General features: G+C 70.9%; 21 protein-coding genes. 3 read left to right on the forward strand and 18 right to left on the reverse strand.

Features of this window, described 5'->3' with window-relative positions; all coding sequences use genetic code 11:
* The 7 genes from VFL99_RS04220 to VFL99_RS04250 form a co-directional block, all read right to left on the reverse strand.
* Window positions 1-1,392, reverse strand: a complete 1,392-nt coding sequence (locus VFL99_RS04220) for a heterodisulfide reductase-related iron-sulfur binding cluster (RefSeq protein WP_325105083.1) — start codon at window positions 1,390-1,392, stop codon at window positions 1-3.
* The gene (locus tag VFL99_RS04225) at window positions 1,392-2,633 is read right to left on the reverse strand and encodes an FAD-binding oxidoreductase (protein ID WP_325105084.1); all 1,242 of its coding nucleotides are present in this window, start codon (window positions 2,631-2,633) and stop codon (window positions 1,392-1,394) included. Before VFL99_RS04225 ends, VFL99_RS04220 begins: the two co-directional genes overlap by 1 nt.
* Window positions 2,633-4,090, reverse strand: a complete 1,458-nt coding sequence (locus VFL99_RS04230; RefSeq protein WP_325105085.1) for an FAD-linked oxidase C-terminal domain-containing protein — start codon at window positions 4,088-4,090, stop codon at window positions 2,633-2,635. The genes VFL99_RS04225 and VFL99_RS04230 overlap by 1 nt, the downstream gene beginning before the upstream one ends.
* Window positions 4,091-4,095: 5 nt before the next feature.
* Window positions 4,096-5,679 (reverse strand): malate synthase A, encoded by a 1,584-nt coding sequence (gene aceB, locus VFL99_RS04235; protein ID WP_325105086.1) that lies wholly within the window; start codon window positions 5,677-5,679, stop codon window positions 4,096-4,098.
* A gap of 51 nt (window positions 5,680-5,730) precedes the next feature.
* Window positions 5,731-6,378 carry a hypothetical protein gene (locus tag VFL99_RS04240; protein WP_325105087.1) on the reverse strand — a complete coding sequence of 216 codons (648 nt, stop codon included), beginning with the start codon at window positions 6,376-6,378 and terminating at the stop codon, window positions 5,731-5,733.
* Window positions 6,379-6,443: 65 nt separating this feature from the next.
* A complete protein-coding gene (locus tag VFL99_RS04245) occupies window positions 6,444-7,316 on the reverse strand; it encodes a DUF72 domain-containing protein (protein WP_325105088.1) in 873 nt (290 codons plus the stop codon).
* A 7-nt stretch (window positions 7,317-7,323) separates the two neighbouring features.
* Window positions 7,324-8,100 carry a formate/nitrite transporter family protein gene (locus tag VFL99_RS04250; protein ID WP_325105089.1) on the reverse strand — a complete coding sequence of 259 codons (777 nt, stop codon included), beginning with the start codon at window positions 8,098-8,100 and terminating at the stop codon, window positions 7,324-7,326.
* A 93-nt stretch (window positions 8,101-8,193) separates the two neighbouring features.
* Between VFL99_RS04250 and tal the strand changes: the two genes are divergently transcribed.
* The gene (gene tal, locus VFL99_RS04255; RefSeq protein WP_325105090.1) at window positions 8,194-9,327 is read left to right on the forward strand and encodes a transaldolase; all 1,134 of its coding nucleotides are present in this window, start codon (window positions 8,194-8,196) and stop codon (window positions 9,325-9,327) included.
* A 19-nt stretch (window positions 9,328-9,346) separates the two neighbouring features.
* Here tal and VFL99_RS04260 read toward each other — a convergent pair whose 3' ends face one another.
* The 11 genes from VFL99_RS04260 to VFL99_RS04310 are packed head-to-tail and all read right to left on the reverse strand — an operon-like array spanning window position 9,347 to window position 20,644.
* A complete protein-coding gene (locus tag VFL99_RS04260; protein WP_325105091.1) occupies window positions 9,347-10,801 on the reverse strand; it encodes a purine-cytosine permease family protein in 1,455 nt (484 codons plus the stop codon).
* A gap of 42 nt (window positions 10,802-10,843) precedes the next feature.
* Window positions 10,844-12,133: an alpha-hydroxy acid oxidase gene (locus tag VFL99_RS04265; RefSeq protein WP_325105092.1), complete on the reverse strand. Its 1,290-nt coding sequence runs from the start codon at window positions 12,131-12,133 to the stop codon at window positions 10,844-10,846.
* Between the two features lie 40 nt (window positions 12,134-12,173).
* Window positions 12,174-13,559, reverse strand: a complete 1,386-nt coding sequence (locus VFL99_RS04270) for an FAD-binding oxidoreductase (RefSeq protein ID WP_325105093.1) — start codon at window positions 13,557-13,559, stop codon at window positions 12,174-12,176.
* Between the two features lie 10 nt (window positions 13,560-13,569).
* Window positions 13,570-14,544, reverse strand: coding sequence for a PDR/VanB family oxidoreductase (locus VFL99_RS04275; RefSeq protein WP_325105094.1), 975 nt, complete (start codon window positions 14,542-14,544; stop codon window positions 13,570-13,572).
* A gap of 29 nt (window positions 14,545-14,573) precedes the next feature.
* Complete coding sequence (locus VFL99_RS04280; protein WP_325105095.1) at window positions 14,574-15,062, reverse strand: hypothetical protein; 489 nt, start codon at window positions 15,060-15,062, stop codon at window positions 14,574-14,576.
* Window positions 15,059-16,123 carry an aromatic ring-hydroxylating dioxygenase subunit alpha gene (locus VFL99_RS04285; RefSeq protein ID WP_325105096.1) on the reverse strand — a complete coding sequence of 355 codons (1,065 nt, stop codon included), beginning with the start codon at window positions 16,121-16,123 and terminating at the stop codon, window positions 15,059-15,061. The genes VFL99_RS04280 and VFL99_RS04285 overlap by 4 nt, the downstream gene beginning before the upstream one ends.
* A gap of 31 nt (window positions 16,124-16,154) precedes the next feature.
* Window positions 16,155-17,186 carry a pyridoxal phosphate-dependent aminotransferase gene (locus VFL99_RS04290; RefSeq protein ID WP_325105097.1) on the reverse strand — a complete coding sequence of 344 codons (1,032 nt, stop codon included), beginning with the start codon at window positions 17,184-17,186 and terminating at the stop codon, window positions 16,155-16,157.
* Window positions 17,183-17,926 (reverse strand): IclR family transcriptional regulator, encoded by a 744-nt coding sequence (locus VFL99_RS04295; RefSeq protein ID WP_325105098.1) that lies wholly within the window; start codon window positions 17,924-17,926, stop codon window positions 17,183-17,185. The genes VFL99_RS04290 and VFL99_RS04295 overlap by 4 nt, the downstream gene beginning before the upstream one ends.
* A 17-nt stretch (window positions 17,927-17,943) precedes the next feature.
* Window positions 17,944-18,744 carry an amino acid ABC transporter ATP-binding protein gene (locus tag VFL99_RS04300; RefSeq protein WP_325105099.1) on the reverse strand — a complete coding sequence of 267 codons (801 nt, stop codon included), beginning with the start codon at window positions 18,742-18,744 and terminating at the stop codon, window positions 17,944-17,946.
* On the reverse strand, window positions 18,741-19,700 hold the full coding sequence (locus VFL99_RS04305) for an amino acid ABC transporter permease (protein WP_325105100.1): 960 nt from the start codon (window positions 19,698-19,700) through the stop codon (window positions 18,741-18,743). Before VFL99_RS04305 ends, VFL99_RS04300 begins: the two co-directional genes overlap by 4 nt.
* 5 nt (window positions 19,701-19,705) lie before the next feature.
* Window positions 19,706-20,644 carry an ABC transporter substrate-binding protein gene (locus VFL99_RS04310; protein ID WP_325105101.1) on the reverse strand — a complete coding sequence of 313 codons (939 nt, stop codon included), beginning with the start codon at window positions 20,642-20,644 and terminating at the stop codon, window positions 19,706-19,708.
* A gap of 258 nt (window positions 20,645-20,902) precedes the next feature.
* Here VFL99_RS04310 and VFL99_RS04315 point away from each other — a divergent pair, with 258 nt between their 5' ends.
* A complete protein-coding gene (locus VFL99_RS04315; RefSeq protein ID WP_325105102.1) occupies window positions 20,903-22,492 on the forward strand; it encodes a PucR family transcriptional regulator in 1,590 nt (529 codons plus the stop codon).
* A 144-nt stretch (window positions 22,493-22,636) separates the two neighbouring features.
* On the forward strand, window positions 22,637-23,728 hold a 1,092-nt coding region (locus VFL99_RS04320; protein ID WP_325105103.1), incomplete at its 3' end, for an immune inhibitor A domain-containing protein.

Genomic DNA, 23,728 nt, shown 5'->3' on the forward strand with positions numbered 1-23,728 from the left:
TCAGCGGTTGAGGAGGGCGCTCGCCGGCAGGCCGCGGATCGAGGCGTCGAGGACCTCGATCGTGTGCGCGGTCGGGATGGTGGTGCCCTTGCGCTCCATCGCCGAGGCCACCTGCATCAGGCAGCCGGGGTTGGCGGCCACGAGCAGGTCGGCGTGGGTGCGCTCGATGTTCGCGGCCTTCTTGTCCCCGAGCTCGCGTGCCGCATCGGGCTGGAGGAGGTTGTAGATCCCCGCCGAGCCGCAACAGATCTCACCGTCGGGCACCTCCCGCACGGACAGCTCCGGTATGCCGTGCAGCAGCTGCCGCGGCTGGCTGCGGACCCGCTGGGCGTGCGCCAGGTGGCAGGCGTCGTGGTAGGCGACCGTGACCGGCAGCGGGTGGCGCTCGGCGACCGCCCCCACCTCGGCGAGGAACTCGGCGACGTCCCACACCTGCTGCGAGAACCGTTGTGCGCGCTCGGCATACGCGGGGTCATCGGCCAGCAGGTCGGCATACTCCTTCATGGACGAACCGCACCCGGCCGAGTTGACGACCACGTGCTCCACGCCGGCCTCCTCGAAGCGGTCGATCAGGGCCCGGGCGAACCGCTGGGCCTCGGCCTCGCGCCCGTTGTGCACCGACAATGCGCCACAGCAGCCCTGCCCCGGCGGAGCGATGACGTCGAAACCCTCGGCCGCCAGGACCCGGACGGTGGCGGCGTTGACACCGGGGAAGAACTCGCGCTGCACGCAGCCGAGCAGGATGCCGACGGTGCCGCGCCCCGTGCCCCGCGCGGCGGTGCGCTCCGGGATGTCGGGAGCGTGCTCGCGGGCCGGTGCCAGCGACTCCATCGCCGCCAGCGTCGGTGAGAGTCGTTGCAGGACACCGGTCCTGCGCAGCAACCGGGACAGCCCACTGGCCTGGTGAAGGCGCAGTGGTCCGCGCAGCAGGCGTAGCCGCTGGGGGTAGGGGAAGAGCGCGAAGATCGCCTCGCGCAGCGCCCGGTCGCGCACGCTGCGAGGGTGGCGTCGCTCGACCTGGGCTCGAGTCGCCTCGATGAGCTTGTCGTACTGCACCCCCGAGGGACAGGCCGTGACGCAGGCCATGCAGCCGAGGCAGGCGTCGAAGTGCTGCACCATGGCCGGGCTCAACGGCTCCCCCTGCAGTCCCTGTCCCATGAGGTAGATGCGACCGCGGGGAGAGTCCATCTCCTCGCCCCACAGGTTGTAGGTCGGGCAGGTGGGCAGGCAGAAGCCGCAGTGCACGCAGTCGTCGATGAGGTCCTGGGACGGCGGGCGGTGGTCGTCGAAGGCCGGTCCCCCGGACGGTGACGAGACGCGCAGCGGTCCGTCCGTGCCGAGGGTGCCGGCCGTCGAGGTCACCGGCGTCGTCGCCGATCCGGACGTGTCCATCAGATGCCTCCCACGAATCTGCCCGGGGCCAGACGCGATTCAGGGTCGAACCGCTCCTTCACCCTACGCATCAGGCCCAGCGCGGGAACGGGCCCCCAGACGTCCACCGCCTGCTTCACCGGCGGCGCCGCGTCGCGCACCACCACCGTGCCGCCGAAGGAGTGCGCCCGTTCGCGCAGGGCGGCGACAGCGGCTGCCACGGTCTCCGGCGGGGTGTCCGCACCGATCCCGGCGAGCACCGAGCCCACGGCGACGCTGCCGCGCAGGTGGATCGGGACCGCGGCGCGCTGTTCTGCGTCGACGACGGCGTTGAGCAGCTGGGCCAGCCGCCCGATCTCGTGGGTCACCCGCAGGTGGGTGTCGCCGGGCCCGAACGGTTCGTTCCCCCACCAGTCCGGCGCCGCCTCGTGCGCGGAGGCCTGACCGCCGAGCAGGTCGAGCACCTGCCGGACCCGCTGGGCGACACCGGGGGCGACGCCCTCCAGGAGCACCGCGAGCGTCGCCTCGCCGTCGGCCGGACGGTCGAGCTCCACGGCGGCGGGGACGCTCTGGGAGTGCACGAGGGCCTGGACCTTCGTCTGGGCGTCGGCGGCCCCGGAGACCGGGACGGTGACCCAGGCCTGCGCCTCGGGCAGCGGGTGCAGCCGGAAGGCGACCTGCGTGAGCACGGCGAGGGTGCCGAGCGACCCGGTGAGCAGCTTGCCGACGTCGTAGCCGGCGACGTTCTTGACCACCTTGCCACCGGAGTGGGCGATGGTGCCGTCGGCGAGCACGAACCGGGCGCCGATGAGCAGGTCCCGCACCGCGCCGACCCCCAGGCGCAGCGGCCCGGTCACCGCCGTCGCGGCGGTCCCGCCCACGGTGCCGTCGTGGGGCGGGTCCACCGTGAGCCGCTGCCCGGCTCCGAGGACGTCCTCGCGCAGCGTGCTCAGTCGGCGCCCGGCGCCCACCACCGCGACGAAGTCGCCGACGGCGTGCTCCGCCAGGGCATCCATGCGGGAGGTGTCGAGGAGCACGTCGAGCCGAGCGGGCGGCATACCCCAGGTGAGCTTGCTTCCGCTGCCCCGCACCACGACCGCGAGGTCCTCCTCGGCGCACGCCCGCAGCACGGCGGCCGTCTCCTGCTCACTGCCCGGGCTGGCCACCCAACGAGCCGGTATGCCGTCCACGACGTCCCGCTCGCACCCGTCGGTCGCGTGGCCGCCGGTGGCATCGAGGAGTCGTTCGAGGGTGTCGGCCATCAGAAGACCTCGGCGATGCCGGACTCGACGAGCGGGTGCACGCCCTTGTGCTTGCCAGGCACCTCTCCGCACAGGCGCGGCGTGGGAAACACCTTGCCCGGGTTGGAGATCGAGGCAGGATCGAACGCGCAGCGCACGAGCTGCATCGTGTCGAGGTCGTCGTCGGTGAACATGCGCGGCATGAACTTCGCCTTGTCCGACCCGACCCCGTGCTCACCGGTGATCGAGCCGCCGTGCCGGATGCACATGTCGAGGATGGCGCCGGACATCTCCTCGGCGCGCTCGGCCTCCCCGGGCACCGCGTCGTCGAACAGCACCAGCGGGTGCAGGTTTCCGTCGCCGGCGTGGAAGACGTTGGCCACCCGCACGCCCTTGTCCGCGCTCACCCGCGCGATGTCGCGCAGCACCTCCGACAGCGCGGCACGCGGGATCACGCCGTCCTGGACGATGTAGTCGGGGCTGATCCGGCCCACGGCGGCGAATGCGGACTTGCGCCCCTTCCAGAACAGCGCCCGCTCGACGTCGTCGGCGGCGATGCGGATCTCGGAGGCGTCGTGCGCCCGGCAGAAGTGCTCGACCTGATCGAACTGGTGCGCCACCTCGGCCCCCGGACCGTCCAGCTCGACGATCAGCACGGCGCCTGCGCCTTCGGGGTAGCCGCACTGGACCGCGGCCTCGGCCGCCTCGATCGCCAGCGCATCCATCATCTCGATCGCGGCCGGCACGACCCCGGCGCCGATGATCGCCGACACGGCAGCACCGGCCCGGTCGGTGTCCGGGAAGCCGGCGAGCAGGGTCTGCACGGCCTCGGGGGAACGCGTCAGTCGCACCGTGACCTGGGTGGCGATGCCGAGCGTGCCCTCCGAGCCCACGAGCGCGCCGAGCAGGTCATAGCCAGGGGCGTCGGGCGCCTTCCCGCCGACGGTCACGACGTCACCCTCCGGGGTGACCAGCTCCAGACCGGTGACGTGGTTGGTCGTGAAGCCGTACTTCAGGCAGTGCGCCCCACCGGAGTTCTCCGCGACGTTGCCACCGATCGAGCAGACCTGCTGGCTGGAGGGATCGGGCGCGTAGTAGTAGCCGTCCGGCTGGGTCGCCCGGGACAGCCGCAGGTTGATCACGCCGGGCTCGACGACCGCACGCTGGCTCTCCACGTCGATCTCGAGGATGTCGCGCATCCGCGCGGTGACGATCAGGACGCCCTCGGCGTGGGGCAGGGCACCGCCGGACAGACCGGTCCCCGAGCCGCGGGCGACGAACGGCACCTCCGCGTCGGCGCAGGCCCGCACGCAGGCCGCCACCTGCTCGGTGGTCTCGGGCAGCACCACGAGGGCGGGCGTGACCTTGTAGTGCGCCAGTCCGTCGCACTCGTAGGTTCGCAGGCGCTGCGGGTCGGTGATGATGCCGTCGGCGCCCAGCACCGGCTCGAGCCGCCGGGCCAGCTCGCTGATCTCCACGGCGCTCAGGGCATGCGGGCGTAGGCCGGCAAGGTCAGGAACTCCGCGAAGTCGTCCGCCACGGCGACGTCGAGGAAGGTGGCGCGCGCGTCGGCATACTCCTTCGGGTCGCCGGGCAGCTTGGCGATCTCCTCCTCGACGAGGCGGTCCACGAGCTCGGTGGTGACCTTCTCACCCGAGTCGAGCTCGACGTCGTTGTGCAGCCACTGCCACACCTGGGAGCGGGAGATCTCTGCGGTGGCCGCGTCCTCCATGAGGTTGAAGATGCCGACGGCTCCTTGGCCACGCAGCCAGGAGGCGAGGTACTGGATGCCGACGCTGATGTTGTTGCGCAGCCCGGCCTCGGTGACCTTGCCCGGCGTCTCCGCGACGCTGAGCAGCTGCTCGGCGGTGACGTGGACGTCCTCGCGCTTGCGGTCGATCTGGTGGGGCTTCTCGCCGAGGACCTTGTCGAACTCCTCCCGACAGATCGGGACGAGGTCGGGGTGGGCGACCCAGGAGCCGTCGAAGCCGTCGGTGGCCTCGCGACGCTTGTCGTCCCGGACCTTCTCGAAGGCGGTGGCGTTGACCTCGGCGTCCTTGCGGCTGGGGATGAACGCGGCCATGCCGCCGATGGCGTGGGCGCCACGGCGGTGGCAGGTGCTCACGAGCAGCTCGGTGTAGGCCCGCATGAACGGGACCGTCATGGTGACGTCGGCCCGGTCCGGCAGCATGAAGTCCCGTCCGCGGGTGCGGAACTTCTTGATGACGCTGAAGATGTAGTCCCAGCGGCCGGCGTTGAGCCCGGCGGAGTGGTCGCGCAGCTCGTAGAGGATCTCCTCCATCTCGAACGCGGCCGGGTAGGTCTCGATCAGGCAGGTCGCCCGGATGGTGCCCTGCGGCAGGCCGAGGTGGTCCTGGGCCCGGACGAACACGTCGTTCCACAGCCGCGCCTCGAGGTGGGACTCCATCTTGGGCAGGTAGAAGTAGGGGCCCTTGCCGGCGTCGAGCTGGCGCTGGCCACAGTGGAAGAGGTAGAGCCCGAAGTCGACGAGGCTTCCGGACATCGGCTGGCCGTCGACGAGGATGTGCTTCTCCGGCAGGTGCCAGCCGCGGGGCCGCGCGACGATCGTGGCGAGTTCCGCGGCCGGCTTGAGGGCATAGGACTTGCCCTCGGCGCTGGTGAAGTCGATCGTGCGGTCGAGGGCGTTGCGCAGGTTGAGCTGGCCGTCGATCACGTTGCGCCACAGGGGTGTGTTGGCGTCCTCGAAGTCCGCGAGCCACACCTTCGCCCCCGAGTTGAGGGCGTTGATCGTCATCTTCTGGTCGGTGGGGCCGGTGATCTCGACCCTGCGGTCGACGAGGCCGAGGGCCGGATCGGCGACCTGCCACTCCCCCTCCCGGACCTGCTTCGTCTCATCGAGGAAGCGGAGCATCTCGCCCTTGGTCAGCCGCTCGTAGCGCTCCTCCCGCGCGCGGAGCAGCTCCTGCCGGCGGGACTCGAAGCTCCGGTGCAGGTCGGCGAGGAGCTCCAGTGCTTGGGAGGTGAGGATCTCCCGGTCGTTCTCGGTCTGCTCGACGGTGATCTCGACACCGGTGGGCTCCGTCATGGGTGATCCTCCATTGATTCCGTATCGCGAAAGGATGCTCTTGCTTCGTGGTCAACCGTAGGGTTCGGGCACCGGCCGGTCAACGGCGGCCCCGCCCTCGGCCGGGTCGGGCGACGCGCCGGTCGCCCGCCGGGGCGGCGGCCACCGCTCGGCCAGGACGAGACGCACTGCCAGCCCCACGATGCCGAACAGGCCGACGCCGGCGGCGACGACGAACCCCACGGCCATGAACGCCAGCAGGGGCAGGGCCGCGTGCACCAGCGCCCACAGCCCGACGAAGAAGGCCGCCAGCACGCCGAGCCCACCGAGGACGACGCACCACGCGTCCCGGACCTGCGGGTCCCTGACCTGCGCGTCCCGGGGCGGGGCAGGCACTGCCGCCTCGGGATGGAGGACCTGTCCGAAGTACTCGGCTGCCGCGGCGGGATCCTCCGCGGCGAACTGGTTCCAGCTCGCCAGCCAGCCCGCCTCGGTCAGCGGGAAGCGCCGGGCATACCGGCGGGTGAAGGGACCGGTCGCAGCCAGGAAGTAGAAGCTGGTCCCGTGCGGTGCCACCTTCATCCCCAGCACCCGCCGGGCACCCGACTTGACCGGCACGTCGCCGCTGGCTCCGGGACGTGGGCGCACCTGCGGCGGCGCCTGATCGGCCGCTCCGCGACCGGGTTCGACCTGCCCAGCGCCAGCCACGTCATCGGCCATGACGGCCCCTTCCCCAGTGCCTGACGGCACGCTACTCCTCGGGGCGCACGCTGGCACCGGACCGGCTAGCGGGCCAACAGGTCGGCCAGCTGGCGGGCGTTGACCTGGGCGTAGTCGCGGTAGCAGTTGTTGAGCAGGACATGGGTCTGCTCGGCCTGCTGGGCGACCTCGGAGACCGTGGGCGCCCACTCCTGCAGCTCCTCCTCGGTATAGCGGTAGCCGAACCGCTCGTAGATGTCCTTGCTGTTCCACCGGTCGCTGTGGCCGTGGAAGCGGATGACCGCCAGCTCCCGGCTCGTGGCGGCCACGATCGGTGGGACCGAGGGGGGGAAGCCTTGGGGCATGTCCACGGACACGTACGGGACGGCATACGAGCGGAGGAAGTCCAGCGTGTGCGCGGCGTTGCGTTCCGACATCCAGGTCGCGTTGCGGAACTCGACACAGATCCGGTAGGGGGCGCAGCGTTCCTTGCACTGCAGGAGGTACTCGCGGGGGCGGGTGCCGATCGGGAACCACTGGGGGAACTGGAAGAGCACCGCCCCCAGCCGGCCGGTCTCGTGGAGCGGGCCGAGCGCGGTCAGGAAGCGCGTCCACACCTCGTCCACGACGTCGGTCGGCAGGTCCTTGAGGTAGACGTGGCGCTTGTCGGTCTGCGGCCGCAGGTCCTTGTAGAGCGCGGCGACCCGGGTCGGGTGCTCGGTCAGCAGGGAGAAGGCCTTGACGTTGAACGTGAAGCCCTCAGGCGTCCGCTCCGCCCACAGCCGAGCCGTGTCCTCACTGGGTGGGTGGTAGTAGGTGGAGTCGACCTCCACGAGGGGGAACTGGTGGGCGTAGTAGTCGAGCCGGGCCTCGGCGCTCGTCACCTCGGGTGGGTACCAGCCGGAGGCGAGCAGGGTCTTGTCCGTCCACGACGCGGTGCCGACCTTGATCCGTCCCATTCCCGTCCTAACTGTCGCCGCCCTGCCCCGTCTGCACCTGGGCGTGGTTGAGCAGCGAGACGATGAGCACCCCGCCGACGATGTTGCCGGCGGTGGCGGTGGCCAGCCAGGCGATGTAGCCGCCGGGGCTGACCTGCCCGCTCAGCGCGGCGGCGAGGATGTAGCCGCTGGAGGCCACGCAGTGGGCCAGGTGCAGCAGGCCGACCGGGAAGGTCATCAGCCAGATGACGAGGATCTGCCCGATGGTGCGCTGGGCGCTGCTGACCAGCCACGCCATCATCGCCACCAGCCAGCCGCCCAGGATCGCGCTGGTGAACACGTGCACGGTGCCCGGTGCCGTCGCCTGGGTGCCCAGGCGGACGAGCCCCGCGACGGCGTCGGCGTGCAGCGGCTGTGCCTTGGTGACCAGCGCGGCGAAGGCGAGGGACCCCACGACGTTGGTGCCGAGCACGACCGCCCACAGCCGCAGGGTGGCGAGCAGGTGGTTGCGTTCGGTGAGCACGAGCACGACCGGGAACAGGGTGTTTTCGGTGAAGAGCTGCGCCCTGCCGATCACCACGGCGATGAACCCGAGCGGGTAGAAGAGCAGGCCGATGAACTCGCCGGCCTCCCCCGTCAGGATCGCCCGGGTGCCCGCCACGCCGAGCCCGGTGAGGCCCATGAGGAACCCCGCTCCCAGGCCCGAGAACGCCAGCGCCCCGATCGGCCGGTCCAGCTCCGAGCGCCCGTTGGCCACCACCTCCTGGTGGATCTCGTGCGCGCTCAACCGCTGGACCTCGGCCATGGCACGTGCCCCTTCTGTGGTGGACCATGGAGGGGTACCCACCCGGCGCGGGCTCTACGCTCCGCACCGCAGCCAGTGGCAAGGAGCGCCCTGATGACCGATCCGCTGACTGCCCTCACCCGCGCCGGTGTGTCCCTCTGGCTCGACGACCTGAGCCGCGAACGGCTGTCCTCGGGCACGCTCGCCGACCTCGTCGCCCACCAGCACGTCTCCGGGGTCACCACCAACCCCTCGATCTTCGCCAAGGCGATCGGCACCAGCGCGGCCTACGAGGAGCAGCTGCGTGACCTGGCCGTGCGCGGCGTCGACGTCGCGGAGGCCTTGCGCTCCCTGACGACGTATGACGTGCGCTGGGCCTGCGATGTCCTGCGGCCGGTCCACGACGCCACCGAGGGGCTCGACGGGCGGGTCTCCATCGAGGTGGATCCCCGGCTGGCGCACGACACGGCCGCGACGATCGCGGAGGCTCGGGCCCTGTGGTGGGCCGTCGACCGGCCGAACCTGTTCATCAAGATCCCCGCGGCGCGGCAGGGCCTGCCCGCGATCGCCGCCTGCCTCGGTGAGGGGATCAGCATCAACGTCACGCTGATCTTCTCGCTGTCCCGCTACGAGCAGGTGCAGGACGCCTTCCTCGACGGGCTGGAGCTCGCCCGGCAGCGGGGCCTCGACCTGGGCCGGATCCGGTCGGTCGCCTCGTTCTTCGTCTCCCGGGTGGACACCGAGGTCGACGCCCGGCTCGACAAGCTGGGCACGCCAGCGGCCCGGGCGCTACGGGGGCGAGCGGCCATCGCCAACGCCCGGCTCGCCTACTGGATCTATGAGCAGCTGCTCGCCGGCGACCGGTGGAAGTCCATGCGCGCCGCCGGCGCCCACCCCCAGCGGCCGCTGTGGGCGTCGACCTCCACGAAGGACCCGGCCTATCCGGACACGCAGTACGTCACCGAGCTCGTCGCGCCACAGGTGGTCAACACGATGCCCGAGGCGACCCTGCGGGCCGTCGCGGACCACGGTGTCGTGCCGACGGATTCGGTCCGCGGCCGCTACCACGACGCCCGCGAGGTGCTGGACCGCCTGGGTCAGGTCGGCGTCGACTACGACGACGTCGTGCAGCAGCTGGAAGACGAGGGCCTGAGCAAGTTCGACGCCGCCTGGGACCAGCTCGCCGACCGGCTGCGCGACGCCCTGAGCCACCGAGGCCCCGCCGGCGGGACCGGCGGGGCCTGGTGACAGCCGTCCTCAGCAGACCTCAGTGGCCGACGGCGTCGAGCTCCAGCTCGTCCACGCCCTGCGCGCGGGTCGGGTAGATCATCGTCTCGGGCGGGTCGGACCGCCGCTTCGCCCACGGGTAGAAGATCACCGCGGTCACGACGAGGCCGACCAGCCACGAGATGTCGGCGCCGCCGAGGGCCTTGGTGATCGGCCCGGTGTAGAGGCTCTGCGCCAGGAACGGGATCTGCACCACGACACCGACGCCGTAGGACACCAGGGCCACGACGTTCCACCGGCCGTAGCGGGCGTCCGGGTCGTACAGCGCCGGGATGTCCACCCGCTCCTTCGAGACCAGGTAGTAGTCGACGAGGTTGATGGCGCTCCAGGGGGTGAACACCATGAGCAGCGTCAGCACGAAGTTCTTGAAGTTGCTCAGGAAGTTGTCCGTCGCGAGCAGCGCGATGAGGACCGACAACAGGATGAAGACGCCGATGTAGATCGCCCGCGCGACCGGGGCGATGCGGTCGCGGCGGGTGAACGCCGAGGTGGTCGTCAGCACCGACATGAAGCCGCCGTAGGCGTTGAGGGTGTTGACCGTCAGCTTGCCGACGAGGATCACGAGGTAGATGACCACGGCGAGCAGACCACCACCGGCGAGCTTGCCCATGAAGCCGACCTGGTCGTCCAGGAAGGTGCTGCCCTTGGACAGCGGGATCGAGGCCACGAGGGCACCGATGGTCATCGACCACTGCGAGCCGATCACGCTGCCGGCGAAGGTGGACCCGAACGTCGTCTTCTCCGAGGTCGAGCGCGGCAGGTAGCGCGAGTAGTCGGCGACGTACGGCCCGTAGGTCAGTTGCCAGCCCGCACCGAGCGAGATCGCCAGCAGGAAGGTGACGGCGTCGAAGGACGTGTCGGCGAACATCGCGCCGACGTCGTGGCTCACCCCGAGGCGGATCGCGATGTAGGTGAAGCCGAGACCACCGAGCACGGTGGCCACTCGGCCGAACCCGTGGATGTAGCGGTATCCCAGGGTGGCCAGGACCGCCGTCAGGACACCGAAGACGACGATGCCGACGCTCGGCGCCTGCACGTGCAGGATCTCGTTGACGGCCTGCCCCGCGAGGACGGTGCCGGTCGCGGCGAAGCCGAGGTACATGATGATGACCAGGACCAGCGGCACCGCGGCGCCCAGCACGCCGAACTGGGCGCGGCTGGAGATCATCTGCGGCAGGCCGAGGCGCGGGCCCTGGGCCGAGTGCAGCGCCATCACGATGCCACCGGCGATGTTGCCGATGAGCAGGCCGATGATCGCCCACAGGGCGTTGGCGCCGAAGACGACGGCCAGGGCGCCGTCGACGATCGCCGTGATCTGCATGTTCGCGCCGAACCAGAGCGTGAACTGGCTCAGCGGGGTGCCGTGCCGTTCCGCGTCCGGCACGACGTCGATGGTGCGCCGTTCGATGCGCAGACCACCCGTGTTTTCGCTCATGAATGGGACTCCTTCAGGGGGCTGGAGCCCATTCGAATCGGCTCACCCCCCTCCGGAGAACACCCCGGAGGCTGATTCTGTCTCGGATACAAGACGTTGGTCCCGGCGGCGGCCGCGCCCACTGGGGGCGGACACCAGCTCGGGGCCCTCCCGGCGCAGCTGGGCGATGCTCGTCACACCGAGCAGCTGCATCGCCCGGCGCAGCTCGCCGGCCAGCAGGTCGATCGCCAGCCGCACCCCGCGCTCGCCGCCGGCGCCGAGCCCGTAGAGGTAGGGCCGCCCGATGAGGCAGCCGCTGGCGCCCAGTGCGAGCGCGATCGCCAGGTCGGTCCCCCGCCGGATGCCCGAGTCGATGAGCACCTCGTAGTCCGGCCCGACCGCCTCGCGGACCGAGGGCAGGACGCGCAGCGGGGCCACCGCCTGGTCCAGCTGACGCCCGCCGTGGTTCGACAGCACGACCGCGTCCACGCCGGCGTCCCGGGCCCGGACCGCGTCGTCCGGTCGCACCAGCCCCTTGACGACCAGGGGCCCGTCCCAGAGCCGCCGGAGCTCTTCGAGGTCGGCCCAGCTGACGGAGGGGTCGAACTGCTTGGCCGCGAACTCCATGACTCCGGAGGGACTCTCGTCGTGTCCGGGGATGTTGGCGAAGGTGATCGGCTCCCCCATCAGCAACCGGGTCCACCAGCCGGGGTGTGCACCCATGTCCAGCAGCGTGCGCGCGGTCAGCTGCGGCGGGATCATGAACCCGTTGCGGTGGTCCCGGGTGCGCAACCCGGTCACCGGCGTGTCCACCGTCAGCATGAGCGCGTGGTAGCCGGCCTCCCGCGCCCGCGCCAGGAGGCTGCACACCAGGTCGCGGTCGCGCCAGACGTAGAGCTGGAACCACAGCGACGCACCCGGGGCCACCGCGGCGACCTCCTCGATGCTCACCGTGGACATCGTCGAGAGGGTGTAGGGGACGCCGGCCGCCGCCGCGGCCCGCGCGACGGCGCGCTCACCGTCGGTGTGCATCATCCGCGAGTAGCCCGTCGGCCCCAGGGCGAAGGGCAGCGACGAGGGGGAACCCAGCAGCGCCGCGCTGGTGTCGGCGCGCGTCACGTCGCGCAGCGGCGCCGGGTGCAGCTCGCACTCCCGGTATGCCGCACGGTTGGCTTCCAGCGTGACCTCGCCGTCCGCCGCGCCGTCGACGTAGCCCCGCACCCCGGCCGGCCAGTGCCGGTGGGCCGCCGCCTGCAGGTCCTCGATCGTCACGCAGTGGCCCAGCGCGCGGGACACCGGGTCCAGCGCCGGCCGGCGCAGCTGGATGAGGGCACGGACATCGTCGAGCTTCACCACGTCTCCTGTTCGTCAAGGCCTCGGGGCACCGGCACGCTCAGAACCCCTTGCCCGGGTTGAGCAGGCCCTTGGGGTCCAGGGCCCGCTTGATCGCGCGCTGCACCTCCAGGGAGTCGGGCCCGACCTCGAGCTCCAGCCAGCGCCGCTTGAGCGCGCCCACCCCGTGCTCGCCGGTCAGCGTGCCGTCCAGGTCCAGGGCGGTGCGGAACACCTCGTCGGCGGCCGCCCAGACCTCCGGTGGCGCCTCCCCGTCCGGTCGCGCGTCGAAGACGAACGTGGGGTGCAGGTTGCCGTCGCCGGCATGGGCAACGGTCAGGATCGTCACGCCGTGCGCGGCGCCGATTCCCTCGATCGCCTCGATCATCTGCGGCAGCCGCGAGCGGGGGACGCCGACGTCCTCCACCAGGCACTGCCCGAGCTGCTCGGCCGCCGGGTAGGCCAGCCGCCGCACCTCCAGCAGCTGCGCCGCCTCGGTCCGGTCGCTGGACACCGCGACGACGTCGGCCCCGGCGCCCTCGAACGCCGCCTCGACCCGCAGCGCACGTTCCTTGGCGTCGACGGAGTCGACCTGCGCGATGAGCATCGCCTCAGTTCCGTCGTCCAGGCCCAGGTGCTTCCAGTCGTTGATCGCCCGGAGCGTGTTGCGGTCGATGAGCTCGAGCAGGCTGGGCCCGATGCCCTCGCGCACCACGGCGGTGACGGCCTCGGCGGCCCCCCGCAGGGAGGGGAAGCTGGCCACGATGGTCACGGGATCGACCGGTGGCTGCGGCCGCAGCTTCAGCGTCGCGCTGGTGACGATGCCGAGCGCACCCTCCGAGCCGACGAACAGGCTGGTCAGGTCGAGCCCCGCGACTCCCTTGACCGTGCGCCGCCCGGTGTGGATCACCCGTCCGTCGGCCAACACCACCTCGAGCCCCAGGACCGAGTCCCGCGTCACGCCGTACTTCACACACCGCAGGCCGCCGGCGTTGGTCGCCACGTTGCCCCCGATCGTGGAGATCTCGTAGCTGGACGGGTCGGGGGCGTACATCAGCCCGACCTCGACCGCGGCCCGGCCGAGGTCGGCGTTCACGACTCCGGCCTCGACGACGGCGTACTGGTCCTCCGCGCTGATCTCCCGGATCGCGCTCATCCGTGCCAACGACACCACCAGGCACCCGTCGACGGCCGTCGCTCCCCCGGCCAGGCCGGTGCCGGCGCCGCGCGGCACCACCGGCACGTCGTGCGCGTGAGCCCAGGCGAGGGCGGCCGACACATCCTCGACGCTGCTGGCCAGCAGGACGGCGCACGGCCACCCCGGCACCACGAGGTGGGCCTCGTCGCGCCGGTAGCCGTCCATCACGTCGCGGTCGGTCAGCAGGCGGCTGCCGGTGAGCCGGGCGGCCAGCTCCTCGAGGTCGTCGGCGGAGGGGTGGGAGGTCACGCGTCTCCTTCTACAGGTCCAGCACGAGTCGGGGGCAGAGGGCACGCCCCACGCAGATCATCATCGTGTCACCCGCTGCCCGTTCCTCCTCCGACAGCAGGCTGTCCCGGTGGTCCGGTATGCCGTCCACGACCTTGGTCTCGCAGGTCCCGCAGATGCCCTCCCGGCAGGAGTTGATGTGGTCGATGCCATTGGCCTCCAGGGCCTCGAGCACGCTCATGCCCGGCGGAACCGTGACGGTGCGGCCGCTGGCCTCGAGGACGACCTCGAACGCCTGCTCCAGTCCGGGGTCGATCGGGACCTGCGGCTTGGCCGTGAACCGCTCGACGTGCAGCGCCCCGGGCGGCCAGACCCGGCAGCGTTCCTCGACGGCGTCGAGCAGCGGCGCGGGCCCGCAGCAGTAGACGAGGGTGTCCGCGCGGGGCTCGCCGAGCACGGCGTCGAGGTCGAGCAGCCCGTGCTCGTCCTCGGGGTGCACCCGCACGACGTCTCCGTGGCGAGCCAGAGGGTCGAGGAACGCCATGCTGGAACGGGAGCGCCCGCCATACAGCAGGGACCACCGGGCCCCGTCGGCGCTGGCCTGCTCCACCATCGGCAGGATCGGGGTGATCCCGATCCCGCCCGCGATGAACAGGTAGGACGGCGACTCCTCGAGCGCGAAGGTGTTGCGCGGGCCGCGCACGTCGACGAGGTCGCCGGGGCGGACGCGGGTGTGCACGGCCTCCGAGCCGCCGGTGCTCACCGGCTCCCGGAACACCGACACCCGCCAGGTGGACCGGTCGGCGGGCTCGCCGTTGAGGGAGTACTGCCGGGTGAGGGCACCGTTCGGCCCGGGGACGGTCAGGTCGACGTGTGCCCCGGGCCTCCAGGCCGGCAGGTCGCCCCGGTCGGGCTGCTGCAGCGACAGCGACAGGACGCCCTCGGACTCCCAGGTCAGCTGGGTGACGCGCAGCCGCAGCTGCTGCTCCTCGTGCAGGATCGGCATGATGGTGGGTCGGCTCCTCGTCGGGGCGGTCAGGGCACCCAGCTGATGGGTTGCTCCACGGCAGAACGGATTCGGACGACGCCGACGGACGTGGGCTCGGTGCCGACGCGCTCCACGGCGAGCGTCAACGGGTCGTCACCCTCGAGCACCATCGCGTCGAGCGCACCGAGCTCGTGCCGTCCCTCCAGCCGGGCGCGCCCCTGGCCGACCACCAGCACGGTGAGCTCGCGGACGTCCCGCTCCACCGTGGCCGGCGCACCGGCGATCATCACCTCGGTCCTGGCGACCACCCGGGTGGGGTCACAGGTGAGCTGCACGGTGAGCGCGGAGCCGTCGCGGGCCGGCAGTGACACGGCCTGGCGTTCGCTGCCGGGTCCGGGCTCGGCCGAACCGGCGTGGGAGTGGACCAGACGCAGGTCCCACTGCCACACCTCGCGGTTCGGCGTGTCCGGTGAGGCGGCGACCTCCCAGCCGTCCGCGGTCGGGCGGTGGGCGTTGCTGCGCAGGAGCAGCCTCACGACGCCCGGTCGGCCGACGCCGCCTTCGGCCGCGCCGCAACCCCTGGTGCCGCTGAAGCCTCCGCCGCCTCGGCGGCGAGCAGCTTCGACATGAGCCGGCGGGCCTTGGCCACCCCTGCGTCCTGGCCGATCAGCACGTCGGGCAACGACTCCGGGCGGTTCTCCATGCGCTGCTGCTGCAGCGCGAGGGCGTCGGCGTCCTCGTCGAGCACCGCACCGAGGTTGGTGCGCAGCAGGTCGTTGATCGCCTCGTCGCCGACCGAGAAGTTGCGGCAGAAGGCGTAGAAGTACCAGGCGGTGTCCTCGGTCTGCGGCGTGATGGCGTTGAGCACCTCGAGCAGGTGGCCGTCCTCGCGCAGGCCGCCGGGCTCGACGACACCGGCGTGGATCACGTGCAGGCTCGGCAGCTGGAACTCCGTGGTGTGCCAACGGTCCACGCGGGACAGGCCGGTGGCCTTCTCGAACAACGGCGAGGGGTGGCAGTCGGGCATCCACCGGTCGACGCTGACCACGTGGCCGTCGACCTCGACGGTGACGCCATTGACGTAGACGGCCTCGTCACCGATCGAGGACTCGTGCAGGAAGCTCTCGTGGGTCAGGTCGAGCAGGTTGTCGTGGATGAGGTCGGCGCTGGAGGCGAACAGGCGCGTGTGCGTCACCCGGTCCCAGGCCGGGTCGGTCATCCAGTGGGTGTCGGGAACCGGTGTGGTCTCGGCCAGCTCGGCGTCTCCCATCCAGATCCAGACCCAGCGGTGGGACTCCACGACGGGGTACTTGTGCACGACGGCGCGCGGCGGGATCCGGTCCTGCGCGGGGACCTTGACGCAGATGCCTTCGCAGTTGTACTCGAAACCGTGGTAGCCGCACTGGATGTTGTCGCCGATGAGCCGTCCCGCCGACAGCGGGTAGGCACGGTGGGCGCACCGGTCGGCCAGCGCCACCGCGGTGCCGTCCTGCGTGCGGTAGAGCACCACGTCCTCCCCGAGGACGGTGCGCTTGAGCGGCGTCCGGGTGATCTCCTCCGACCAGCCGATGACGTACCAGGCGTTCCTGACGAACATGGGGACTCCTTCGTGTGGCGAGTGCTGAGGTTCAGAGCGCGGCGCGCAACAGGTCGAGGCCGGCACTGGACGGGACGCTGACCCGGACGGTCCCGGGCATGCCCAGGGCGGTGCCCGGCCGGACGGTGACGCCCTGTCGCCAGAGGCGTTCGACCAGCTCGCTCTCGTCGGGTGCCTCGGCCAGGACGAAGTTGGCCTGCGAGGGGACGATGGCGTAGCCGGCCTCCTGCAGTAGCCGCGTCAGCTCGGCGCGGTGCCGCAGGGTGTGGTTCCGGACGGCCTGCGTGTGGCCGGGGTCGCGCAGGGCCGCCAGTGCGGCGGCTTGGGCGGCCGTGCCGACGGAGAACGGGGCGCGGATCTTGCGCAGGGTGGCGATGACCGCGGCGTCAGCGACCAGGTAGCCGACCCGCATGCCGGCCAGCCCGTGGATCTTGGAGAAGGTGCGCAGCACCGCCGCCCGCCCCTCGGCCGCCAACGGCAGGGCCGTCATACCGGCGGGGTCGTCGGCGAAGTCGATGTAGGCCTCGTCGACCACGACGAGCCGGGAGCGGCTCTCGGTGACGAACCGCTCGAGCTCCTGCAGGGGCCGGACGGTCCCGGCCGGGTTGTGCGGGTTGACGACGTAGGCCACGTCCGCGTCGACGCGCGCCATGGTGGCGAGGTCGTGCGCCCAGTCCTTGAGCGGCACCTTGGTCAGTCGCCCGCCCACCACCTGGGTGCTGATCTCGTCGATCCGGTATGCCGGGTCCGCGCAGACCGCGTGCCCCCCGTGGGCGAGGTAGGCCAGCGCCAGCAGGTAGATGAGCTCATCGGAGCCGTTGCCGACGAGGATCTGATCGGCATCCACGTCGTGCAGCACCGCGAGCTCGGACCGCAGCTCGTCGGCGAGCGGGTCCGGGTAGTGGTGCGCGCTACGGGCCGAGCGGGCGACCGCCTCGAGCACGGCACCGCTCGCGCCGAGCGGCGACTCGTTGGAGGCCATCGAGCCCTCCAGCGTCGCGGCGTGCCGCCCCGGGCGGTACGGCTCGATCTGGTCCAGCCACGGTCTTGCGGCCACGGTCATCGCGTTCCCCTTCCGCCCAGCAGTGAGGTGGCGCGCGAGGCGGACTCCTTGACCTCGGCCACGATGGTGTCGAACGGGGCGCCGGTGCCGCGCAGGAAGCTCACGCCGATGGCTCCGCGCGGGCCGGACATGTCGAAGACGGGAGCGGCCACGCAGGTGATGCCGACGGCCGCTTCCCCGTTGTCGGTCGAGAAGCCGTTCGCGCGCACGTGTTCCAGTTCGGCGTTCACCTGGGTGAGCGCCGCGTCGCGGGTGGGGTCGCCCTGTGGGGGCAGGTCCACGTGGGTCGCCGCCACCTCCGGCTCCAGCCAGGCCAGGCAGCTCTTGCCGACGGCGGTGACTCGGGCAGGCAGCCGGGCCCCGATCGAGCTGGCCAGCTGCACCCCGCGGCCGGGCGGGTCCTCCTTGCACAGGTAGACCGCGTCATGCCCCTCCAGCACCGCCCAGTGCGAGGTGATGTTGAGGGTCCGGGTCAGCCGCGCCAGTTCTGGGGCGACAACGCCCACGGTGCCGGTGGCGCGCAGGTGGGCGGCGCCGACCTCGAAGGCCTTGAGCCCGATCGCGTAGCTGGCCGGCTCGTGGACCTGGACGAACCCCTCCTGCACCAGCGACGCGAGGATGCTGTGGGCGGTGCTCTTCGGGATCTGCAGCGCCTCGGTCACCCTCGCGAGCGGCAAGGGCTTCTCGGACTGCGCGAGCAGTTCCAGGATCCGCATGGCGCGGACCACCGATGTACCCATGGTGTGTGCCCCTCCAGTCAGAGGACCTTGCCGAGGAAGGCCTTGGTCCGGTCGTGTTGTGGCCTCGTCAGCACATCACGAGGGTGGCCGGCCTCGACGACGACTCCGCCGTCCATGAAGACGAGGGCGTCGCCGACCTCGCGGGCGAAGCCCATCTCGTGGGTGACCACGATCATCGTCATTCCGTCCTCGGCGAGGCCCCGCATCACGTCGAGCACCTCGCCCACGAGCTCGGGGTCGAGCGCGGAGGTCGGCTCGTCGAAGAGCATCAGCTTGGGCTGCATGGCCAGGGCCCGCGCGATCGCCACGCGCTGCTGCTGGCCGCCCGAGAGCTGGTTGGGGTAGGCATTGCTCTTGTCCCGCAGGCCGACCCGGTCCAGCAGGGCCATCGCCCGCTCGCGCACGACGGCCTTGCCCTCCTTCTTGACGCGGATCGGCGCCTCCATGACGTTCGCCAGGGCCGTCATGTGCGGGAAGAGGTTGAAGCGCTGGAAGACCATGCCGATCTCCTCGCGCTTGCGGGCGATCTCCTTGTCGTGCAGCTCGCGCAGCGCATCCCCGTCGCGGCGATAGCCGACGAGCTCGCCGTCGACGGACAGCTGCCCGCCGTCGACCTTCTCGAGGTGGTTGATGCACCGCAGGAAGGTGGACTTCCCCGAGCCGGAAGGGCCCACGAGGCAGAACACGTCCCGCGGGGCGACCTCGAGGTTGATGCCCTTGAGGACCTCCAGCTTGCCGAAGTGCTTGCGCACGTCGACCGACTGGACCATGGGCGTGGTGGTCGACCGGGGGGTCGGTCGCACGGCCGTTGCGGTCATCGCCAGCCTCCTGCAATGTTGATGAGCAACGTCTTTGCGAGGCTCTGCGAGGACCGCCTGCCCCTGTTCAGCCGCCGCTCCAGGACCTGCTGCCCCAACGTGAACACAGTGGTCAGGATCAGGTACCAGATCGAGGCGGTGAAGAGCAGCTCGATCACCTTGAAGTTGGCGGTGTAGATCTTGTTGGCGGAGAAGAGCAGCTCGCCGTAGGAGATCGTGTAGGCCAGCGCCGAGAACTTCAACAGCGCGATGAACTCGTTGCCGAGCGGAGGCACGATGACGCGCAGCGCCTGCGGCAGCACGATCCGGCGCATCATCGTGCCGTAGCGCATGCCCAGTGCGTGTCCCGCCTCGCGCTGTCCCTCGTCCACCGACAGGATGCCGCCGCGCACGATCTCGGCGATGTAGGCACCCTCGTTCACCCCCAGGCCCAGGAGCGCCGCGACGAACGGCGTCATGAGGTCGTTCATCTTGAACGAGAACAGGCCGGGGACCATGACGTGCTTGAAGATCAGCGCGAGGTTGAACCAGATGAGCAGCTGCACCAGCAGGGGCGTCCCCCGGAACAGCCAGGTGTAGCCGGCGGCGACCGCACGCAGCACCGGATTGTTGGTCTGCCGCATGACGGCCGTGATGACCCCGAGCACCAGCCCCATCACCATGGCCAGCACCGTGAGCTTCAGGGTGTTGGCCACACCGCCGAGGATCGTCGGCTTGGTGAGGTAGGAGAACACCAAGGAGTACTGGATGTCGGCGACGGCGAAGGCGCGGACCAGGATGCCGAGAAGCACCAGCACCACGGCGCCGAGCACCCATGTGCCGTAGTGGCGCACGGGGATGATGCGGGTGGCCGTCCCGGTGTCGGTCGGCGTGGTCGCCCGGCCGGCGGGGGCATCCTCGGTCATCGACATGGTCTGCTCCGGGTTCCGCGACTCACCCACGGAGGTGGTCGGCATGTGCCTCATTCAGCCGTCGCCTTCGAGGCCACCGCGTTCACGCCCGACTTCTTGATGCCGATCTGGCCGAGGTCCCACTTGTCCAGGACCTTCTGGTAGCTGCCGTCCGCGATGATCTCGTTCCACGCCTTGACCATCGTGTCGCGCAGCTCGGTGCTGTCCTTGGGCAGCACCATCCCGAAGAACTGCTTCTCGACCTGGAGGTCGGGCACGAGCTCGAGCTTGCCGTTGGACTCCTTGGCGAACGCCGCGGCGGTCGGGAAGTTCTCGAGCATGGCGGCGGCCTTGTCCTGCTTGACCGCGAGCTGCTCCCCCGCGTTGCCGTCGAAGGTCATCGGCGTGAGCTTGCCCTTGCCCTCGGCCGCGCACTTCTTGGCCTGGGCGTCGAGCCACTGTGCCTGCACACCGCCACGGACCGCGGCGACGTTCTTGCCGCACAGGTCGTCGACCGTCTTGATGCCGTGCGGGTTGCCCTTGGCGACGACGAAGCCCTGCGAGGACTGCAGGTAGTAGACGAAGTCGAAGGACTGCTCGCGTTCGGCGGTGTCGTTGGTGGCGCCGTAGACGAGGTCGTAGCGGCCGGCCTTGAGGGCGCTGAAGAGCGTGTCGAAGCTGGCGTTGTTCCACGTGAAGGACACGCCGAGCTTCTTCTCGAGCAGTGCCGCGAGCTCGGTCTCGAAGCCCTTCAGCGTCTTCCCGTCAGGGGCGTAGTACTCGAACGGCGGGTAGTCGACGGACGAGCCGACCTGGATGGTGCCGGCGTCCTGGATGTCCTTGGGCAGGTCCTTGAACAGCGGCGCCTTGTCGCCGGTGGGCGCGCCCTCACTGGAGGCGTTGGAGCTGCCGCCGCAGGCGCTGAGGGCGAGCATGCCGGCCAGCGGCAGGGCGACGGCGGCGGTGCGCCAGGACAGGGAACGACGAGTGGTCTGGGCGAGACGAGCCATGGCGGTGCTCCCGGGGTGTGGAGGGGACGGGGGTGTGGCGGGTTCGTATCGGTGTGTTCATATATATGAACATTGTCTCTGAATAGGAACACGTTAGAGGCGGCCGAGATGCCGGTCAACGCCTTTCGCGCAATTCGTGTCCGTGTCGTGATGTGTCGTGATGTGTCGTGATCGCCCCGGCAGAGCGGCGAGGCGGGCGTGCCTCGCCAGCAGCTGCACCCGAGGGGTCCGCGTCTGCTCTCCCGCACAATGGGCGGTATGCCGTCCGCCCGCGTCCGTGACCTCGCCGCCGAGCCGACCCTCCGGCTCGTGCAGCACACCTCCACCCCAGAGGGGGACGAGCGGCGGGTCGCCTGGGTGGCGACGACGGAGCTGCCGGACCCGCTGCCGTTCCTGCGCGGCGGTGAGCTCGTGATGACGACCGGGATGCTCGAACGCCGCGACGACGAGTGGGCTGACCTGGCCACGCGCCTTGCCGAACTGCCGGTCGCCGCACTGTGTTTCGGCACCGGGTTGGTCCACGATGAGGTTCCGGAGGCGCTGGTGGGGGCGGCACGGCATACCGGCCTGACGCTGCTGGAGTCGCCGGTCGAGGTGCCCTTCGTGCAGATCAGCCGATGGGTGGCCGACCGTATCTTCGCCGAGCAGTACGCCGCGGTGCAGCAGGGCGCACGGATCCAGGACGAGCTCGTGGCCGACCTGCTCTCCGGGGGTGGGCTCGAAGCCCTCCTGCGCCGCCTGCGCGCCAGCCTGAACGCCGGTGCCGTGTCACTGGTGGAGCCGGATGGTCGGCTGATCGCCCGGCAGCCGCGCCGTGCGGCCCGGAGCCTGCCGTCAGCGGGCACGCCGGCGGCGGGCACGCCGTCGGCGGCGCCCGTGACGGACGGCGCCGACTCGGAGCCGCTCGACCTGCCGGTCCGCCTGGGCGGCACGACGGTTGCCCGGCTGCGCGCCGAGCACCCCGTGGCCGACCTCGGGCTGGCCTCGTTCGCGGTCAACGCACTCGGGCTGGAGCTGGCCCGCCGCCAAGCGGTGCGGACCGGCCGACGCGAGCTGCTCGGCCAGGTCCTGGAGGACATCGTGCTGCGGACCCAGTCCGCCAGCGAGGCGCGACGACGCTTGCAGCTCAACGGGATCGATGCCACAGCCCCACACCGGGTCGTCGTGGCCCGGCTCGACACCACCCCCGACCGGCTACGTCGCATGCCCTGGGCGCTGGACCGACCGTTCGGCGAGGAGCTCGACCCCCAGCCGACTGCTCTGGTGCAGGGGCAGCCGTTCGTGCTGCTCCCGGCGACGGTTGACGCGGACGAGGTGACAGCGGTGCTCGCCCGGCACCTGCAGCCGCTCGACCCTCGGGTCGGTCTGGGCATCAGCCAACCCCGCGAGGGCACGAGCGGGATCCGCGTCGGCTACTTCGAGGCCCGGCACGCAGCTCGTCGCGGCCCCGGCGTGCAGCACGCTGAGCCCCTCACCGCGATGGGGCTGCTGCTCGGCAACCTCGACCAGCCGCTGGGCGACGTCGGACGAAACCTGTTGGCCCCGTTGGCTCGTCACGACGAGGAGCACCGCAGCGACCTGGTGCGGACCCTGCGCTCCTTCCTCGCCCACGACGGCCAGCTCGCCGCCACCGCCCAGGACCTGGTCGTGCACCGGAACACGCTGCGCTACCGGCTGCAGCAGGTCCAGATGCTGACCGGCCTCGACCTCGACCGGCTCACCGACCGGATCGAGCTGTGGTTCGCCCTCGCCGCCGTCGACTGGGAGGCCGCGTCTCCGGAGGCTGCGGACCCGGCGAGCTCGACGGACTCGGGCCGCGGCTCTGGGCGACGCACCGATGTGACGTAGGTCTCGACAGCGTCGGCGGGCTGTGACAGTCTCTGTGACCCAGCCCCAAGGAGGCTGGGAGTGCGCTGATCCTTGGCTGGGGGTCGAACGGGGGTCGGCTGCCGCCCGTTTCGGCGTGCCCGACCGCATCACCCTGGAGGACACGTGAGACGACGCACACCCCGCGTCCTGCTCGGTCTGGCCACCTCGGCGGCAGCCATGACCGCACTGACGATCCCCGCCGTGGCCCAACCGGCGCCACAGGTGGATTCGCCCGACCATCCCGCGACCGGACACCACAAATTGGACGACCGACCGGCCGCACCGATCCAGAAGCAGCGGGCCCTGCAGCGGCGCGCCACCGAGCTCGTCGCACAGGGCAAGGCCACGGTGCAGCACAAGAACGGCGCCGACGTCGTGCGGGTCGCCCCCGGCCAGTGGGTGCAGTACGGCGTGCAGGAGCAGACCGACATCCTGACCTTCCTCGTCGACTTCGGCGACGGGTCGGGATACAGCAGCCCCACCGGCAACACCTGCGCCGCATCCGACGAGGGTGGCCCGGTGCACAACAACATCCCCAAGCCGGACCGAAGCGTCGACAACACCACCTACTGGGTCGACGACTTCAACCGCGAGCACTACCTGGACATGTTCTTCAAGGGACTGCCCAACCAAGGTGGCGAGTCGTTCCGCGACTACTACCAGGAGCAGTCCAGCGGCCGGTTCCTCATCGGCGGTGACGTCAGCGACTGGGTCCGGATCCCCGACCGCGAAGCCTGCTTCGGCGTCAACGAGTACAACGTCGACATGACGGCGTTCACCCAGGAGGCCGCCGACGCGTGGGTGGCCGACCAGAAGGCGCAGGGCAAGAGCGACGCCGACATCAAGGACTACCTGTCCCAGTTCGACCAGTGGGACCGCTACGACTACGACGGTGACGGCAACTACAACGAGCCGGACGGCTACATCGACCACTTCCAGTCCATCCGTGCCGGTGAGGACGAGTCGGCCGGCGCGCCGGAGTGGACGGTGTGGGCGCACCGCTGGTACGTCGGCGCAGCTGGCATCGGCAGCACCGGTCCGGGCAGCAACCCCCTGGGCGGCGTGCAGATCGGCGACACCGGCTACTGGATCGGCGACTACACCACGGAGCCGGAGAACGGCGGTCTCGGCGTCTTCGCCCACGAGTTCGCCCACGACCTCGGCCTGCCCGATGAGTACGACACGGCGGGCGGTGACAACGGCACCGGCTTCTGG

The sequence above is a fragment of the Segeticoccus sp. genome (assembly GCF_035708005.1).

What these genes read in the sequence shown, in the direction of transcription:
- VFL99_RS04220 (WP_325105083.1), bottom strand. Translation starts at nt 1,392, where the DNA reads ATGGACACGTCCGGATCGGCGACGACGCCGGTGACCTCGACGGCCGGC.
- VFL99_RS04225 (WP_325105084.1), bottom strand. Translation starts at nt 2,633, where the DNA reads ATGGCCGACACCCTCGAACGACTCCTCGATGCCACCGGCGGCCACGCG.
- aceB (WP_325105086.1), bottom strand. Translation starts at nt 5,679, where the DNA reads ATGACGGAGCCCACCGGTGTCGAGATCACCGTCGAGCAGACCGAGAAC.
- VFL99_RS04240 (WP_325105087.1), bottom strand. Translation starts at nt 6,378, where the DNA reads ATGGCCGATGACGTGGCTGGCGCTGGGCAGGTCGAACCCGGTCGCGGA.
- VFL99_RS04245 (WP_325105088.1), bottom strand. Translation starts at nt 7,316, where the DNA reads ATGGGACGGATCAAGGTCGGCACCGCGTCGTGGACGGACAAGACCCTG.
- VFL99_RS04250 (WP_325105089.1), bottom strand. Translation starts at nt 8,100, where the DNA reads ATGGCCGAGGTCCAGCGGTTGAGCGCGCACGAGATCCACCAGGAGGTG.
- tal (WP_325105090.1), top strand. Translation starts at nt 8,194, where the DNA reads ATGACCGATCCGCTGACTGCCCTCACCCGCGCCGGTGTGTCCCTCTGG.
- VFL99_RS04260 (WP_325105091.1), bottom strand. Translation starts at nt 10,801, where the DNA reads ATGAGCGAAAACACGGGTGGTCTGCGCATCGAACGGCGCACCATCGAC.
- VFL99_RS04275 (WP_325105094.1), bottom strand. Translation starts at nt 14,544, where the DNA reads ATGCCGATCCTGCACGAGGAGCAGCAGCTGCGGCTGCGCGTCACCCAG.
- VFL99_RS04285 (WP_325105096.1), bottom strand. Translation starts at nt 16,123, where the DNA reads ATGTTCGTCAGGAACGCCTGGTACGTCATCGGCTGGTCGGAGGAGATC.
- VFL99_RS04290 (WP_325105097.1), bottom strand. Translation starts at nt 17,186, where the DNA reads ATGACCGTGGCCGCAAGACCGTGGCTGGACCAGATCGAGCCGTACCGC.
- VFL99_RS04295 (WP_325105098.1), bottom strand. Translation starts at nt 17,926, where the DNA reads ATGGGTACATCGGTGGTCCGCGCCATGCGGATCCTGGAACTGCTCGCG.
- VFL99_RS04300 (WP_325105099.1), bottom strand. Translation starts at nt 18,744, where the DNA reads ATGACCGCAACGGCCGTGCGACCGACCCCCCGGTCGACCACCACGCCC.
- VFL99_RS04305 (WP_325105100.1), bottom strand. Translation starts at nt 19,700, where the DNA reads ATGCCGACCACCTCCGTGGGTGAGTCGCGGAACCCGGAGCAGACCATG.
- VFL99_RS04310 (WP_325105101.1), bottom strand. Translation starts at nt 20,644, where the DNA reads ATGGCTCGTCTCGCCCAGACCACTCGTCGTTCCCTGTCCTGGCGCACC.
- VFL99_RS04315 (WP_325105102.1), top strand. Translation starts at nt 20,903, where the DNA reads ATGCCGTCCGCCCGCGTCCGTGACCTCGCCGCCGAGCCGACCCTCCGG.